Here is a 15,281-nt window from a genome sequence, read left to right as displayed (position 1 = left end):
GTATGAAATGCGTATTTTTGACTACCGAAATTTGCGGAAAATTATAAACCATGGCACAACTCAGGCACCAAGCACTTAATTTAGTTCAAAAAAGAAAGAAGGTTGACGTAAAGGCACCTTCAAAACGCATCTCTGATTATTTTGGAGAAATGGCCTTCACCAAGGCACAAATGCAGACAGCTCTTTCACCTGATGTCTTCAAGAGAGTAACTGATTGTATCAAAAACCGGAAGAAAATTGATATTAAAACCGCAGATGCAGTAGCAGCAGCTGTGAAGAATTGGGCAATGGATCGAGGTGTAACTCACTATACGCACTGGTTTCAGCCACTTACCGGAGCAACCGCTGAAAAGCACGATTCATTTTTTGACCCGAGCAAAGGAATTGAAAACTTCAAAGCTGAGGCGCTAGTTCAGCAAGAGCCAGATGCATCTTCATTTCCAAATGGAGGAATTAGAAGTACGTTTGAAGCTAGAGGTTATACAGCATGGGATCCATCTTCACCCATTTTTATTTATGGAAAGACATTGTGTATTCCTACCATCTTTGTTGCTTATACGGGAGAAGCGCTTGATCACAAAGCTCCTTTATTGAAGGCACTTGAGGCAGTAGATAAAGCGGCAGTTAAAGTCTGCAGGTTATTTGATAGAAATGTTTCTAAAGTAAGTGCTTCACTTGGTTGGGAGCAAGAATATTTCGTAGTAGATAAAGCGCTATACAACGCACGCCCTGACTTGGTAATGGGTGGTAGAACACTTTTTGGACACAACCCCGCTAGGGGACAGCAGTTGGATGATCATTACTTTGGTACGATTCCAACAAGAATCTATGACTTCATGAAGGAATATGAAATTGAAGCACATAGACTAGGTATTCCTTTAATGACCAGACACAATGAGGTAGCTCCAGCTCAGTATGAAGCTGCTCCGATGTATGGTGCTGTAAACGAAGCAACTGATCATAATCAGCTATTGAAAGATGTGATGGAAAAAGTTGCTAATAAACATGATTTGAGAGTGCTCTTTCATGAAAAACCATTTGCTGAATTGAATGGAAGTGGAAAGCACAACAACTGGTCTCTTGTTACTGATACGGGTATAAATCTCTATCAGCCAAGCAGTAGTCCGAAAGAAAACCTTCAGTTTTTAACCTTCTTCGTAACTACTATTAAAGCGGTGCATGAGTATGCTGATCAGCTCAGATCTAGTATTTCTTCTGCAGGAAATGATTTCAGATTAGGTGCAAATGAAGCACCACCAGCTATCATATCAGTATTTATAGGTTCTACTTTAACTAAAGTACTTGACAAGCTCGAAAAGTCAGGAGATGTGATGGTAGAAAAAGGTGAAAACCTGTATATGAAACTTGGTATCGATCAAATTCCATCCATCATTTTGGATAATACTGATAGAAACCGTACTTCTCCATTTGCATTTACCGGGAATAAATTTGAGTTCAGAGCGGTCGGATCTGATGCAAATGTCTCAGACCCAATGATGGTATTGAATACCATCATGGCAGAGCAACTATCTGACTTCCACAAGAAAGTGTCCAAATTAATCGATGGAGGACGAGAAAAACGCTTGGCCATCATAGATGTATTGAGAGACTATATCAAAGAATCCAAGCCAGTTCGATTCGAAGGCGATGGATATTCTGATGAATGGGTGAAAGAAGCTGCCAAGCGAAAGCTTGCTAATGAGCCTACTACACCTCGTGCCCTTGACTTTTCTGTTACTGAAAAGGCAATTAAGCTTTATGAAAAGCATAAAGTAATGTCGAAGATTGAGATTGAAGCTCGACATGAAATTCGTTTGGAAAACTACGTGATGAAAGTGCAGATAGAATCCAGAATGATGGGAGACATTGCTAGTAATATGATCATCCCAACAGCCACTAAGTATCAGACTAAATTGATTCAAAATGCGAAGGGTTTAAATGATTTGGGCTTAGATGCTACTGAAATCAAAAAGACCATTGAAGAGGTTTCAACCCACATCAATAATGTAAGAAAGCTATCGCACGAGATGACTCAGGAGAGGAAACGTATCAATAAGCTTGAAGACGTGAGAGAGAAGGCCTTTGAGTATTGTGATAATGTCAAAGACAAGTACTTTGAGCCACTAAGGTATGCTGTAGATAAGCTAGAGCTCTTGGTAGATGATGAAGATTGGCCGCTACCAAAGTATAGAGAGCTATTATTTTTGAGATAAAGAACCTCAATGAATATAAAAGCCCCGACAGAGTCGGGGCTTTTTATTTTATTCATATTTTAAGTTATCGGATGGATTGGCTGTCGCAGCCTTGTAGGCTTGAAAACCAGTTGTCAGCATAACGAAAACACCTACAATCAGCAGCACCAAAATGAAAATCATAAAGTTGATTTCTGTATGGTACTCGAAATCACTAAGCCAGTTATTCATGATCTTGTATCCAATGATAAATGCTGGCAAAGCTCCAACAAGCACCAGCCAGATAAAGTCTTTGACCAGTAACAAAACCAGCCCTTTCACGTCTGCTCCTAAAACTTTCCTTACGCTGAGTTCTTTCGTGCGTTGCTCTGCAGTAAAAGAAGCAAGCCCTAATAAACCCAGTCCGGAGATGATGATCATCATTAAAGCAAATCCAAGGAATAGCTGACCTCTAAGTTGATCACTCTCATAGTCTTCCATAAAATTTTGATCTAGAAATTGATATTCCAGCGGTACATTAGGGAATAGCTCAGCCCATGACGCTTCCATATGGGCTATACCTTCTTCCAGGTCACCATCTATTCTCACCATTGCCTGCCTATTATTTAGGTTAGGAAAGATCATAAATGCCTCAATTGGATTATAAAGCGAACGGTGATGAAAATCTTTCACTACGCCAATTACCTTATGAAAGATGGTACTATCCTGGTCAAACTGAAAGCGCATACCGATAGGGTCACTCCAGCCCATTCGTTCAACCATAGATTCATTCACCATCACAGAAGTCGCAGTATCGCTGAGGAAATCCCTCGAAAACCCTCTACCAGCAACAATTTCAATTCCCAATACACTGAGGTAATCGTAATCTACACCATACCAATCAACACCATAATCTTCCATGACTCCTTCGTTTGTTTCAACTTGCATTACGTTCTTTCCAAACCCATTTCCAGGCACATTTGTGGCTGTTGCAGCCTCGGTTATGTTTGGATTTTGAAGAAGTTGAGTTCGGAAGGCTTCCCATCTTTCGCTGGTGCTCCTATTCAACGTAAAATTAACCACCCGCTCTTTAGTGAAACCCAGATCCGCATTGCGCACAAATTGCATTTGCTGATAGATAATCATTGTACCAATGAGCATGAAAATTGATATTGAAAACTGAATTCCTACGAGAATTCTTCGCAACCACACATTACCCGTGCGCTTGCTTCCGGCACCTCCTTTTATTGCTTTTATTGGGCTAAATCCAGAAAGATAAAATGCAGGATACGATCCGCTAACAAGTCCGGTGAAGATTAATATTCCTAATAGCGTGAGAAGAATTTTTTGAGACATCAAATCGCTCAGCATAAGTGTGGTACCCACGGACGCATTAATCACTGGTACGGCAATAAGCAGTAGCAGTATGCTTATGATCATAGAAACAAGTGCTATCAAGACTGACTCAACAATAAATTGACGAATCAGTGCAGCACGAAAGGCGCCCATTACTTTACGGATTCCCACCTCTAAAGACCTACGCATCGATCTAGCTGTTGCCAGGTTCATGTAGTTGATACAAGCTATCAATACAAGAAAAATTGCCACCGCAAGAAAAATGTATACATAATCGATATTCCCGAGTGCGGTCGGTTCTCCTTCAAAATCTGAGTACAAGTGAATATCCTGAATGTTGATCATCTCGTACTTCACTTTTATATCAAACTGATCAAAAACAGTGGCTACATACTTAGGAATTATCTCTTCGTTCAATCGCTGTTCTACATATGCAGGATCTACACCTTCATTCAAAGCCACATATGTGTAAAGGCCAAATCCTCCCCAGCTTTGCGAGTTTGCGTATCGCTCGTTGGTGCTGAAAGATGCCATCGCATCGGGTCGAATATGAGAAGTGATAGGTACGTCTTCATAAACACCCGTTACCTTGTAAGAGAACCGTTCAGCTTCCAACAGTTGACCTAACGGGTTTTCTCCTTTGAATATTCTTTCCGCAAGCGTTTGATTCAGAACGATACTGTTCGGTGCATCAAGAGCTGTTTCGGGATCTCCCTGAATGAAATTGAAAGTGAAGACCTCAAAGACCGTTGAGTCTACCAGATACATGTCTTCTGCTTCGTAGTTTCGATCATTAAGTCTGAATCGGGTATTTCCACCGCCAGCAAAGCGTGTAAACTGGATGACTTCCTGGAACTCTGTGTTCACAGTACTACCGAGTGGAGGCTGACTTACCGCCCATCTGAAGGCATTGTCCGGCTCGGTGATGTCCGCAGATATTCGGTAAATATTGTCAGCATTGACTTGATGTTTATCGTAGCTCGTTTCCTGATTTAGATATAGAATAATCAAAAGGGCAGAGGCTATCCCAATCGTTAGTCCAAGGATATTAAGGAGCGCATAGCCAGGTTGGCGCTTAAGGTGGCGAATCGCCACCATAAAGTAATTCTTTAGCATCGTAATTTGAGTTTTTTGACTTTCCTAATTTAAATCATTTGGGTGGCCGACCGCAAGCCGCTTATCACAATTAAGATTATTTAACAGAATTCGAATTGAGCGGTCTGTAACAGGTGATCTGATTTTGTACACCTACTGTATACATAGATTTTAAGGGATTGAAGAATAGGTGAAAGAGCTTTGTAGCTCCTAAGTTATTTAATCACTAAAATCAAGACAATGAAATCGCAATCACAAAGTATTCTGCGCAAGTCTTGCGCATTGGCTCTGTTCACCATAGCCATTTATTTCCCTTCGTTCGCCCAGCAAGACTACTACTGGGTGGGCGGAACGGGAAACTGGTCCGACTATGCCAATCACTGGGCCACCAGCTCAGGTGGAAGTACTTTTCATTCCAGTCTTCCTACTGTTGAGGATAATCTATACTTCGATAGCAATTCCTTCACTATGGAAGGTCAGTCGGTCCTAATCGATAATTATTTTGAGTGCCACGATCTGGACTTCACCGGGGTCCTATTTTCACCATCGATATCATCAAACGATATTTTAGCCAATGGATTAACGATCACTGGATCTTTGACGCTGACAGAATCTATGAGTATAGAAGAAACGTACCTATTTTTCGAACCTTCAGATGGGACTCAACTCTTAACATCTAATGGCACGCCTCTAACGGGTTGTGTACTCACTTTTTCATTAGGAGATGGGGGCATTTCGTTAGCTGATTCAATCAGCACTCAAAGCTTTTCTTTCCAAACTACTTTCAATGACTTTTTATCCAATGGAAATGCAATTCACTGTACAGAAGAGTTTAGAATTGGAGGTTCGACAACTGGAGAACTTAACTTTGATAATTCGAATTTTTATACGAAAAATTTTAAAGTAGTTAATGGTCTTTTTAATGAAGGAAACCTTAGTATGTCAAATGCGTCAGTTTCGATCATCTATCCGGATGGCGTTACTCGAATAAGAAAAGACATACATACTGAACCCTTAGTAACGAACTATAAAATTTACGAGAATCATTTGATAGAAAATAGGGCACCCATTTTTGATAACCTGATTATTGAGCCGGGTGTAGAGCTACTCATTGATGATGCGATTGATGGAGTAGAGTTTGAAAGTTTGATTGCGAATGGAACTGCGAATGAGCCGATTAGTATCAAATCTGACAATGCTGGTACAGCAGCCACACTAATCAAGAGTTCCGGTGAAGTGAACTTGAACTACGTAATACTTCAAGATATTGAAGCTACAGGAGGAGCCACATTCAATGCGTTCGCCTCAGAAGACAATGGAAATGTGACCGGCTTCAATTTCCTTCTATTCGATCAGGAAATAACTTTCGAAGTTGAGCAAAAGGACTTTGAAGATATTGGAGATATTTATGCTCCCACTCCATCGGCATCATCTGGCTTGGAGGTCACTTTGTTTAGCGATAATGAAGCAGTAGCCACGGTAGTCAATGGTAATGAGCTTCGCATAGAAGGGATGGGAACAGCATCAATTACGGCGAGCCAGAATGGCAGTGATATTTTCAATGCGGCTGACCCTGTGATTCAGATCTTGGAAGTGGCAAAGGCCAATCAGGAAATCACCATTGAAGTTTCTGATACCTGGATAGGAGATGGATTTGTAAATCCCAATGTGTCTTCTTCTTCCAACCTGGAAGTTACCTACATTGTGATAGGCCCTGCTGAGCTAGATGTAACTACTGTTGTTTTCACAGGAGTGGGTACTGTACAGGTAAGAGCCTCGCAAGGAGGCAATGACAACTACTTTGCAGCTCCTGATGTAATCAAGGAGTTTGAAGTATACAAAAAGGAGCAGACCATCACTTTTGCAGAGATAGCTAATATCTCGGAAGATGCCGGATTTGTAAACCTTGATGCCACATCAGATTCGGGACTTGAGGTCGCCTATTCTGTAGTAGGTCCTGGAGAGGTAGTAGATGGAGCTATGGAATTTACCGGAAATGGAATGGTTCAGGTCACAGCTACGCAGGATGGGAATGACTTGTATCTGGAGGCAGAAATGGTAAGAAGATCATTTGAAATCATAGCTGGGGAAGAGCCGGAAAAGCCACTCTTCTTAACCCAGCCAGAGGGACTTGGTACAGTATATCCCAATCCGGTTTCAGATTACCTCTACTTCGATCCACAGATTAAAATAGCTCAAGTCAGACTCAGTGATTTGTCTGGAAAGATATTTTATGATGGTGAACTATCCGACGAGTTTCTGGATGTCTCATCGTTTGACAATGGCACATATATGCTCTCCATCACTACTGATGATAGAGACACAATCGTGAGAAGAATCGTACTGAAATAAGCAGCTTACTCTAGTAAAAGCTTTTCAGTTAAGATTACAAAAGAGATTTAAGTAAACTAAGGTGGCTATCTACTAAGGTGGCTTAAGGCAGCTCAGAGATGGGCTGCCTTTCTTTTCTAAAAATAGGGTGAGGTAGTTCCAATTGGGGAGCTGTCTTCTTTTTGTTCCATTAAGCAGCTAGTTTTGCAACCTTATGAAAACAGCAGAAATACACACCAAAAAAGGGGTAATGAAAATTGAGTTCTTCGAGGAAGATGCCCCAAATACGGTAAAAAACTTTATCGATCTGGCCAATGATGGCTATTATAACGGATTGACCTTTCACAGAGTAATTCCAAATTTTGTAATTCAAGGCGGCTGCCCCAAAGGAGATGGAACGGGCGGACCTGGATATCAAATAGATTGTGAACTAGATGGAGATAATCAATATCACGATCGTGGAGTCCTATCTATGGCTCATGCCGGACGAAATACAGGAGGTTCTCAGTTCTTTATTTGCCACAGTAGAGAAAACACTTCGCATCTGGATCGCAACCACACGGTGTTTGGAAAAGTGATAGAAGGACTAGATATTATTGATCAAATAAAAGAGGATGACGTTATGGAGAAGGTAGTTGTGAATTAACATAAACCTTTTGAAGTGAAATAGGGCTCGCAGATCTGTGAGCCTTTTTTGTTTGATTTTGAACAACTTTGAAGGGACCTTAGTTTTACTTTAAATATTCAGCCATGAAAAACCTTGCTATCGTTTTTATTTTTTTATTGATCACTGCACCCTCCTTTGCACAGACAAGTATGGATGCTGACCGTATTCAAACTGATAGTGGAGATATAACCATCCAACCAATTGTACATGGAACCTTAGTGCTATCCTGGAAAGATGAGGTCATCTATGTAGATCCATATGGCGGAGCGGAGCGTTTTTCCGGAGAAAAAGATCCTACAATCATATTGATTACGGATATCCACGGAGACCATTTAAATATGAAAACTTTGGAATCGTTGAATACTTCACGAGCACAATTTTTCGTGCCTCAGGCTGTCATGGATAAGTTGCCGAAGGAAATGAAAGATCGAGCTGCTGTCATCGGGAATGGACAGACAGTGGTTTTTGAAGAGATAGAAATCTTGGCAATTCCGATGTACAATTTACCAGAATCTCCAGAATCAAGACACACAAAAGGTCGAGGTAATGGATACGTTTTAACGATCGGAGGGAAGAGGATTTATCTTTCTGGTGATACGGCAGACATTCCTGAAATGCGAAACCTTCAAAATATTGACGTGGCATTCGTATGCATGAATCTTCCATATACCATGGATGTAGATCAGGCAGCAAGTGCCGTTATTGACTTCAAACCTGCCATCGTTTATCCATATCATTATAGAGGACAGGGAGGACTTAGCGATGTGGAATCATTCAAACAGCAAGTTGAGGATTCACGTGCCAATACCGAGGTTAGATTGCGAAATTGGTACCCTGAGTAATTAGAGCTTTTCACACCGGTCGGTCAGGCTATTGTTCATTAAGGTATTCAGTTGATTTCTTAATTCGGAACCGGACTTGTTTTCGATGATGCGACCGTCTATCTCCTTTACAGGCGTAAGTTCGCCCATAGTGCCTGTCGCAAACACCTCGTCAGCATTATAGAATTCAACAAGGCTTAAATTCCTTTCTTCAACAGGAATATCGTTGCTTTGTGCAAGCTCTAAAACGAAACCTCGCGTAATTCCATGCAAACAAGCATTTGCAAAGGGAGTGTATAGAACACCATCCTTTACCATGAATAGATTTGTGTCGTTGAGTTCTGCAACAAAACCTCTTTCGTCAAGCATGATTCCAGCATCCACACCTGCAAAATTTGCCTGGATTTTGGCAAGTATGTTGTTCAATAAATTATTATGATGGATTTTACTGTCAAGAAATTGAGGTCCATTCCTTCGTTGGGTAGATGTAATGACACGAATGCCAGAATCATTGTCGTAAACGAGTGGTTTCCATTCAGCAAGCACGATTAGACAGCTACCTTTCTGATTAAGCCTGGGATCCATTCCTGAGGTTATTTTTTCACCACGACTCAGCGTAATGCGCATCAAAGTATCTTCTGTCATATCATTAGCCTCGAGTGTTTGTTTGATGGCATTTTTCACAAAACTTCTGGTTGGGATATGCTCAAAAGCCAGCGCTTTCGCAGAGGCAAACAATCGATCAATGTGTCTATCCAGGTGAAGTACTCCTTCTTTGTATACGCGTGAGCCTTCCCATACTGCATCGCCGCCTTGAACGGTGCTGTCGAAAACGGAGACCTTTGCCTCATTTCTATGGAAGAGTCCGTCCCCGACCCATACTTGAATGTTTTTGTTTTTTGGATTGTACTTCTGCAGCATGGTTATTAGGATTTATAATTTTTTAATTTTTCGTAATGTGGTATAGCATTTGAATAAAGTGTCTTGCAACTTTCTGGAAGTGTCCTTTCACTGGTTTTCTGTTTGGTGAACCCTGTCGAGTTGTGGACGTTTTTGTACCAGAATTTTGCCCAGGAACCATCATCAGGAATGGCTCCTTTTTCCCATGATAGCATTTGATTCTCAAAGGGAATTCCAAGCTTTTTACACAATCTTGATAGTTCTGTTTCCGGATTTTTAAGAATATCGTTTGAATCAATGACAATCGCTGGATAAGCGCCAAATTCCACAACATAGTCAAGCAGGTCTGCTTCATGTTTGAGTCCAATGTCCTGAAGTGTAGGCTGCTCGATAACTTGAGCAAAGGAAGCAATCAACTGCTTTGGGTCCCGAATCAAAAAAACATTATGTATCTCCTTGAGGTAGCTCCAGTCAAGCCCTTCATGGTGATGTGCCATATTTTTCAAGAAGACAATTTCATATTCTTTTTCCAATGACTTGATCTGGGAGATTATATCATTTGAATTTGCTGACATGCTTGAGATTGTTTCGTCTCTTCCCGGATGATCAATTCCTGTATGTACAAGGTAGTGTGCATAAAATGGCTCATCAACAACTTTTATTTTGGAGTGCTGTGAGAATGAGTACATCAGTGCGGTGGAGATGTTGCGCGGGCCTGAAATTAAATTGATAATCATCGTTAAAGACCTTTTCCTAGAACCAGTTTATATCCGTTTATATCCGCTATCACAAATTCTCTCATGTGGTAATCGGTGTCGTTGATGGGTTCGATAATTTTTACACCAGCGTTTTGATACTCTTTATACACCTCGTCAGCATTATGGACAAATATGTATAGTCGAGCTTGATCATCTACCTCAATCGGGTGATCGCTGGAGGTAAAATGCAAACCTACCGCATCGTCACGATTAACAACCGCATAGGATGGCGGATCTTGCCAGAGAAAGGAAATATTAAACCCAAGTTTATCTCTGTAGTATTCTGCAGTGGCTTTAACATCATTGACAGGCAGAATGATTGATGAGTGCGAAAAGAGTTTCATGAACTAAAGATCATAAAAAAAGCCCTGACTAAATAGCCAAGGCTTAATTTGAATGCTTTTATGCTTAGGCCATCTGAGCAGTAAGTTTGTCGCTTAGGACTGTTTTTGGAACTGCTCCAATCTGCTTGTCTACTATTTCTCCATTTTTGAAAACCAACAAAGTTGGGATTGATCGGATACCGAACTTGGCCGATACTTCAGGATTTGCATCCACATCTACTTTTCCGATAACTGCTTTACCTTCAAAATCTCCTGCTAGTTCTTCTACTACAGGTCCGATCATTTTACATGGACCGCACCACTCTGCCCAAAAATCAACAAGAACAGGTTGATCTGAATTGATGATTTCTTCAAAGTTGCTATCCGTAATTTCTACTGCTTTTGCCATTGTATTATTATTGAAATTTTTGATTGCTTGTGATTCGAACACAAAAGTAATTTGAATAGTTTATTCTCTTTTGATAAAACAGCTGTTTGTTGTTCCCTTGACAATTAGTTTTTTTGGAGCAATACTCTAAAATGAAGCTCTTCTATTCCTTGCAATTCCTTGATTAACTCGTCCGTGGGGTCAATAGTGAACTTTCTGCTAAGCATTTCGAGGTTTATCGCTCGATTTTCATAAACTCCTACCAGCGACATTTTCAGCAAAGACTTACCCGGAAATTTTTCTGCAATACGTTCGACTTCATCAACAATAATTGCATTTACATCTTCTAAGCGCATTTTTAGCTCAAGTCCCCTGGTCATTTTTTCTCGAATCTCACTTAAATGTTCGATGTTTTGGATTTTAAATTCCAGTTCCTCACTGTTCCACCTGTTTTGAATGTTTCCTGTGAGATACAAAAACCATCCTTTCTCCAACATGGGTTTAAACTTTAGGTAGTCCTGAGAAAAGAGGTAGAACGTGTAATTGTCATTGAAATCTTCCAGCGTAAACTGACCAAATGGATTTCCCTTTTTAGAGGTTCGATGTTGTACATCACTCACAATTCCGCCTATACGTATTTCTCTTCCTTGTAGCTTCTCAGGTTCTGATAGCTGGTGAATACCCGCATTGGTCAAATGATCCATTTCAAATTTGAATTGATTCAATGGATGCCCTGAGATGTATAGGCCCACCATTTCCTTTTCGATATTGAGTTTTTCAATATCACCGTATGGCTCGATCCGCCCCACCTTTGGCTTGGTAATGTCTGTTCCGGAAGCACCACCAAACAATGAGGATTGATTGCTGGCCTCTTCTTCCTGCATACGATTGGCGTAGCGGATAGACTTTTCAATAAGTGATGATCCCTCGTCATCAGGCTCAACATATTGACGCCTGTGAAACTCTTCAAAGCAATCAAACCCGCCGGCTTTGGCTAAGCTTTCAAATGATTTTTTATTGACGGTTCGAAGGTTTACTCTTTTAGCAAAATCAAAGATGTCTGAGAATGGTCCCTTTTCGTCTCTTTCTTCAATGATGGCCTGTACAGCAGATTCACCAGTTCCTTTAATCGCACCCATCCCAAAGCGAATTTCGCCATCTGTATTAACGGCGAAATCTTTTGCAGATTCATTCACATGTGGGCCGAGTACGGGAATACTTCTGTTTTTACATTCTTCCATAAAGAAGCTCACCTTATCAATGCTGCTCTGATTGTGAGTAAGTACGGAAGCCATGTACTCAGCAGGGTAGTTGGCTTTAAGGTATCCGGTATGGTAGGCTACCACTGAATAGCATGTACTGTGAGACTTGTTAAAGGCGTAAGCAGCAAATGCTTCCCAGTCTGTCCATACTTTTTCGAGCTTATCTTCCGGATGACCTTTGGCTTTGGCTTGCTCTATGAATTTTGGCTTCATCTCATCCAAAACATCTCGCTTCTTTTTACCCATTGCTTTTCGCAATACATCAGCCTCACCTTTTGTGAAGCCTGCAAGCGATTGGGAGAGAAGCATTACTTGCTCTTGATAAACTGTGATTCCATACGTTTCAGACAGATATTCTTCCATCTCAGGTATGTCGTAGCTGATTTTCTCTTTGCCATGTTTTCTGGCAATGAAGTTTGGAATGTACTCCATCGGTCCTGGACGATAGAGTGCGTTCATTGCAATTAAATCCTCAAACTTATCGGGCTTAAGTGCACGAAGGTGCTTTTGCATACCAGGAGATTCAAACTGAAAAGTACCATTGGTTTCACCACGTTGATACAATTCATAGGTCTTTTGATCATCTAGCGGAATCTCATCAATGTCGATTTTGATTCCATGCCTTTTTTCAACGTTCTCTATGGCAGTTTTTATGATGGATAGTGTCCTAAGTCCTAAAAAGTCCATTTTGAGCATGCCAGCTGACTCGACCACACTGTTGTCGAACTGGGTGACCATCATTTCGGAATCTTTTTGCTTGGCAAGAGGAACAAAGTTGCTCATGTCGTCTGGCGTAATAATTACACCACATGCATGAACTCCAATATTTCTTAATGAACCCTCTAAAACAATCGCTTGATTCAAGACTTGTGAAGGAAGGTCTTTTCCTTTCTTAAGATCTTCTAATTCTTTTACCTCATCGAAGATTTTTGAAAACTTAGCTCCAGGTTGTTCAGGAACCAATTTTGCAATAGCGTCTGTTTCTGGAAGCGGCAGTTCCATCACCCTTCCTGCGTCACGAATTGCAGATTTTGGAGCCATTGTACCGTAGGTAATGATTTGGGCTACCTGATCCTTTCCATACTTATCTATCACATAGTTGATTACTTTTTCACGTCCTTCATTGTCGAAATCGATATCAATATCGGGCAGTGATACACGATCTGGGTTTAGGAAACGCTCAAACAGGAGATCATAAGCTATCGGGTCGACATTAGTAATCCCAATGCAGTAGGCGACTACAGATCCAGCGGCTGATCCCCTTCCCGGTCCAACTGCTACACCCATTTCACGAGCCTTGGCTGTGAAGTCCTGTACAATAAGGAAGTAGCCAGGATAGCCTGTATTCGCTATGGTTTCGAGCTCAAAATCGATTCGTTCACGAATTTCGTCGGTAATTTCATCATAACGCTTTTCTGCACCTTGATAGGTGAGGTGTTTTAAGTATTCATTCTCTCCACGCTTCCCACCATCTTTTTCATCTTCAGAATCAATGAATTCCTCAGGGATATCAAAAGCCGGTAGCAACACATCTCTTTCCAGCGTGTACTCTTCCACTTTATCTATAAGCTTTGAAATATTTTCAATTGCATCAGGGATGTCGCCAAACGATTCCTTCATTTCTTGCTGCGATTTGAAGTAATAGTTATCGTTTGGTAGGCCTGGTCTGAATCCACGACCTCTACCTATCGGTGTGCTTTGCTTTTCGTTCTCTTTGATACAAATTAGTACATCATGGGCTTTGGCTTCTTCTTGCCCCAAATAGAAGTACTCATTTGCGGCAACGAGTTTGATGTCATGTTTTCGAGCAAAATCAACAAGGATTTCATTCAGTCGATTCTCCTCTTCTAGTCCGTGACGATTGATTTCAAGGTAGAAATCTTCACCAAATAGATTCTTCCAATATATCAGTGCCTCTTCTGCTTGCGTTTCACCAACGTTTAATACTAAATGTGGTATTTCGCCTCCTAAGCTGCCGCTTAAGGCAATCAAATCTTCTTTATATTGTTCAATGAGGGCTTTATCTATTCGCGGAAAGAGTCCATAATTCCCTTCTTTGTAGGCGATTGAACTAAGCTTGATCAAGTTTTCATATCCCTTTTTCGACTTAGCTAGCAGGAGTTGCTTGAAGCGCTTATCAGGATTGTCCTTGGTGAACTGAAGTTTCTGTCTTTCTTCCGCTACATAAAACTCACATCCTATAATGGGTTTGATGCCGGCTCCTTTTGCTGCTTTGACAAACTTAAACGCACCGAACATATTGCCGAGATCTGTCATCGCAACAGCAGGCATGTCCATAGACTTAGCTTTGGCGACAATTGCTCCTACATCCGGTGTGGCTTGTAGTACAGAGAATTGCGAATGTCCGTGAAGGTGGCAAAAGACCCCTTTGATATCTTCTGCCTTTACTTCTTCAGTGCCTATTTTGCCTGTTGATGCTTCCCTCTTAGTAGCGAAATTGGCGTCATCCAAGTCAGGAGCTTCATAAGTAATATCTTCAGGTTTGGTGTTATCAATAGTGGGTATGATGGAGCGTTTCAAGCATTCAAAAAAGGCTTTGGCTGTTGCGTCTACATCATAAGCCGCATCATGTGCGTCGGCAAATGGTTCACCAAAAAGTTTTTCATAAAGCTCGATCAGTTTTGGAGACTTTAGTCGTCCACCAATGCCACCCTGAAGCTGGCAAAACTCTTTAGTATCCAGCGCCGTGTCAATATTCTTCGCTTCGGCAAGCAGGTTTTCTTTTTCGGTACGAATGTATTCTGCTCCAATGATCTTATTATCAAATTCTATATTGTGACCAACAAGAACCTCGGCACGCTTGACGTCCGCAGAAAATATGTCCAAAACTTCTGCTAAATCTTCTCCAACTTCTAAAGCGCGCTTAGTGGAGATGCCATGAATTTTCTCTGCGTTGAAAGGAATTGTGAATCCTTCCGGTTTAATGATGTGATTGCCAGTTGAGAGTAATTTTCCTGAATGATCATGAAGCTGCCACGCTATCTGGACTAATCTGGGCCAGTTATCCACTTGCTCGACAGGAGCAGTTTTATTGTGAGGAAGTCCGGTGGTTTCCGTATCAAAAATCAGGTACATAGGAGTGGCTTATATTCTCTTCAAAATAACACAAAGCCAAGTGATGTTCGATAAAAAAAGCCCCGAAGAATCGGGGCTGTGGATAACTTGTTAATATGTAATGAATCTGCTGA

The 15,281-nt window shown here is 41.1% G+C and carries 10 protein-coding genes; 4 read left to right on the top strand and 6 right to left on the bottom strand.

Annotation, left to right across the window (positions count from 1 at the left end):
• The first annotated feature begins 50 nt into the window (after window positions 1–50).
• Window positions 51–2,213, top strand: coding sequence for a glutamine synthetase III family protein (locus ACL8WY_RS04135; RefSeq protein WP_436517156.1), 2,163 nt, complete (start codon window positions 51–53; stop codon window positions 2,211–2,213).
• 48 nt (window positions 2,214–2,261) lie between these two features.
• On the opposite strand, the gene ACL8WY_RS04130 is transcribed toward ACL8WY_RS04135, so the two are convergent.
• Entirely contained in the window at window positions 2,262–4,643 is a 2,382-nt protein-coding gene (locus tag ACL8WY_RS04130; RefSeq protein ID WP_436517155.1) for an ABC transporter permease, read from the bottom strand.
• Between the two features lie 219 nt (window positions 4,644–4,862).
• Here ACL8WY_RS04130 and ACL8WY_RS04125 point away from each other — a divergent pair, with 219 nt between their 5' ends.
• The 3 genes from ACL8WY_RS04125 (at window position 4,863) to ACL8WY_RS04115 (ending at window position 8,462) form a co-directional block, all read left to right on the top strand.
• On the top strand, window positions 4,863–6,974 hold the full coding sequence (locus ACL8WY_RS04125; RefSeq protein WP_436517154.1) for a T9SS type A sorting domain-containing protein: 2,112 nt from the start codon (window positions 4,863–4,865) through the stop codon (window positions 6,972–6,974).
• 193 nt (window positions 6,975–7,167) lie between these two features.
• Complete coding sequence (locus ACL8WY_RS04120) at window positions 7,168–7,599, top strand: peptidylprolyl isomerase (protein ID WP_436517153.1); 432 nt, start codon at window positions 7,168–7,170, stop codon at window positions 7,597–7,599.
• A 104-nt stretch (window positions 7,600–7,703) separates the two neighbouring features.
• Window positions 7,704–8,462 (top strand): MBL fold metallo-hydrolase, encoded by a 759-nt coding sequence (locus ACL8WY_RS04115; protein ID WP_436517152.1) that lies wholly within the window; start codon window positions 7,704–7,706, stop codon window positions 8,460–8,462.
• On the opposite strand, the gene ACL8WY_RS04110 is transcribed toward ACL8WY_RS04115, so the two are convergent.
• From ACL8WY_RS04110 to dnaE, 5 genes are all read right to left on the bottom strand, one after another.
• Window positions 8,463–9,362 (bottom strand): aminotransferase class IV, encoded by a 900-nt coding sequence (locus ACL8WY_RS04110; RefSeq protein ID WP_436517151.1) that lies wholly within the window; start codon window positions 9,360–9,362, stop codon window positions 8,463–8,465.
• Window positions 9,363–9,367: 5 nt separating this feature from the next.
• Entirely contained in the window at window positions 9,368–10,078 is a 711-nt protein-coding gene (locus ACL8WY_RS04105; RefSeq protein ID WP_436517150.1) for a sulfotransferase family protein, read from the bottom strand.
• Window positions 10,079–10,080: 2 nt separating this feature from the next.
• Window positions 10,081–10,443, bottom strand: coding sequence for a VOC family protein (locus ACL8WY_RS04100; RefSeq protein WP_436517149.1), 363 nt, complete (start codon window positions 10,441–10,443; stop codon window positions 10,081–10,083).
• Between the two features lie 64 nt (window positions 10,444–10,507).
• Complete coding sequence (gene trxA, locus ACL8WY_RS04095) at window positions 10,508–10,831, bottom strand: thioredoxin (RefSeq protein WP_436517148.1); 324 nt, start codon at window positions 10,829–10,831, stop codon at window positions 10,508–10,510.
• A gap of 104 nt (window positions 10,832–10,935) precedes the next feature.
• Window positions 10,936–15,168, bottom strand: a complete 4,233-nt coding sequence (gene dnaE, locus ACL8WY_RS04090; RefSeq protein WP_436517147.1) for a DNA polymerase III subunit alpha — start codon at window positions 15,166–15,168, stop codon at window positions 10,936–10,938.
• Window positions 15,169–15,281: the final 113 nt, after the last annotated feature.

It is taken from the genome of Ekhidna algicida (genome assembly GCF_051379705.1).
Classification (GTDB): domain Bacteria; phylum Bacteroidota; class Bacteroidia; order Cytophagales; family Cyclobacteriaceae; genus Ekhidna.
Note: the sequence above shows the minus strand (reverse complement) of the source record. Positions and strands in the feature narration are given on the sequence as shown.

Coding starts and splice junctions, on each gene's coding strand:
- ACL8WY_RS04135 (WP_436517156.1), top strand. CDS start 51: ATGGCACAACTCAGGCACCAAGCACTTAATTTAGTTCAAAAAAGAAAG.
- ACL8WY_RS04130 (WP_436517155.1), bottom strand. CDS start 4,643: ATGCTAAAGAATTACTTTATGGTGGCGATTCGCCACCTTAAGCGCCAA.
- ACL8WY_RS04125 (WP_436517154.1), top strand. CDS start 4,863: ATGAAATCGCAATCACAAAGTATTCTGCGCAAGTCTTGCGCATTGGCT.
- ACL8WY_RS04120 (WP_436517153.1), top strand. CDS start 7,168: ATGAAAACAGCAGAAATACACACCAAAAAAGGGGTAATGAAAATTGAG.
- ACL8WY_RS04115 (WP_436517152.1), top strand. CDS start 7,704: ATGAAAAACCTTGCTATCGTTTTTATTTTTTTATTGATCACTGCACCC.
- ACL8WY_RS04110 (WP_436517151.1), bottom strand. CDS start 9,362: ATGCTGCAGAAGTACAATCCAAAAAACAAAAACATTCAAGTATGGGTC.
- ACL8WY_RS04105 (WP_436517150.1), bottom strand. CDS start 10,078: ATGATTATCAATTTAATTTCAGGCCCGCGCAACATCTCCACCGCACTG.
- ACL8WY_RS04100 (WP_436517149.1), bottom strand. CDS start 10,443: ATGAAACTCTTTTCGCACTCATCAATCATTCTGCCTGTCAATGATGTT.
- trxA (WP_436517148.1), bottom strand. CDS start 10,831: ATGGCAAAAGCAGTAGAAATTACGGATAGCAACTTTGAAGAAATCATC.
- dnaE (WP_436517147.1), bottom strand. CDS start 15,168: ATGTACCTGATTTTTGATACGGAAACCACCGGACTTCCTCACAATAAA.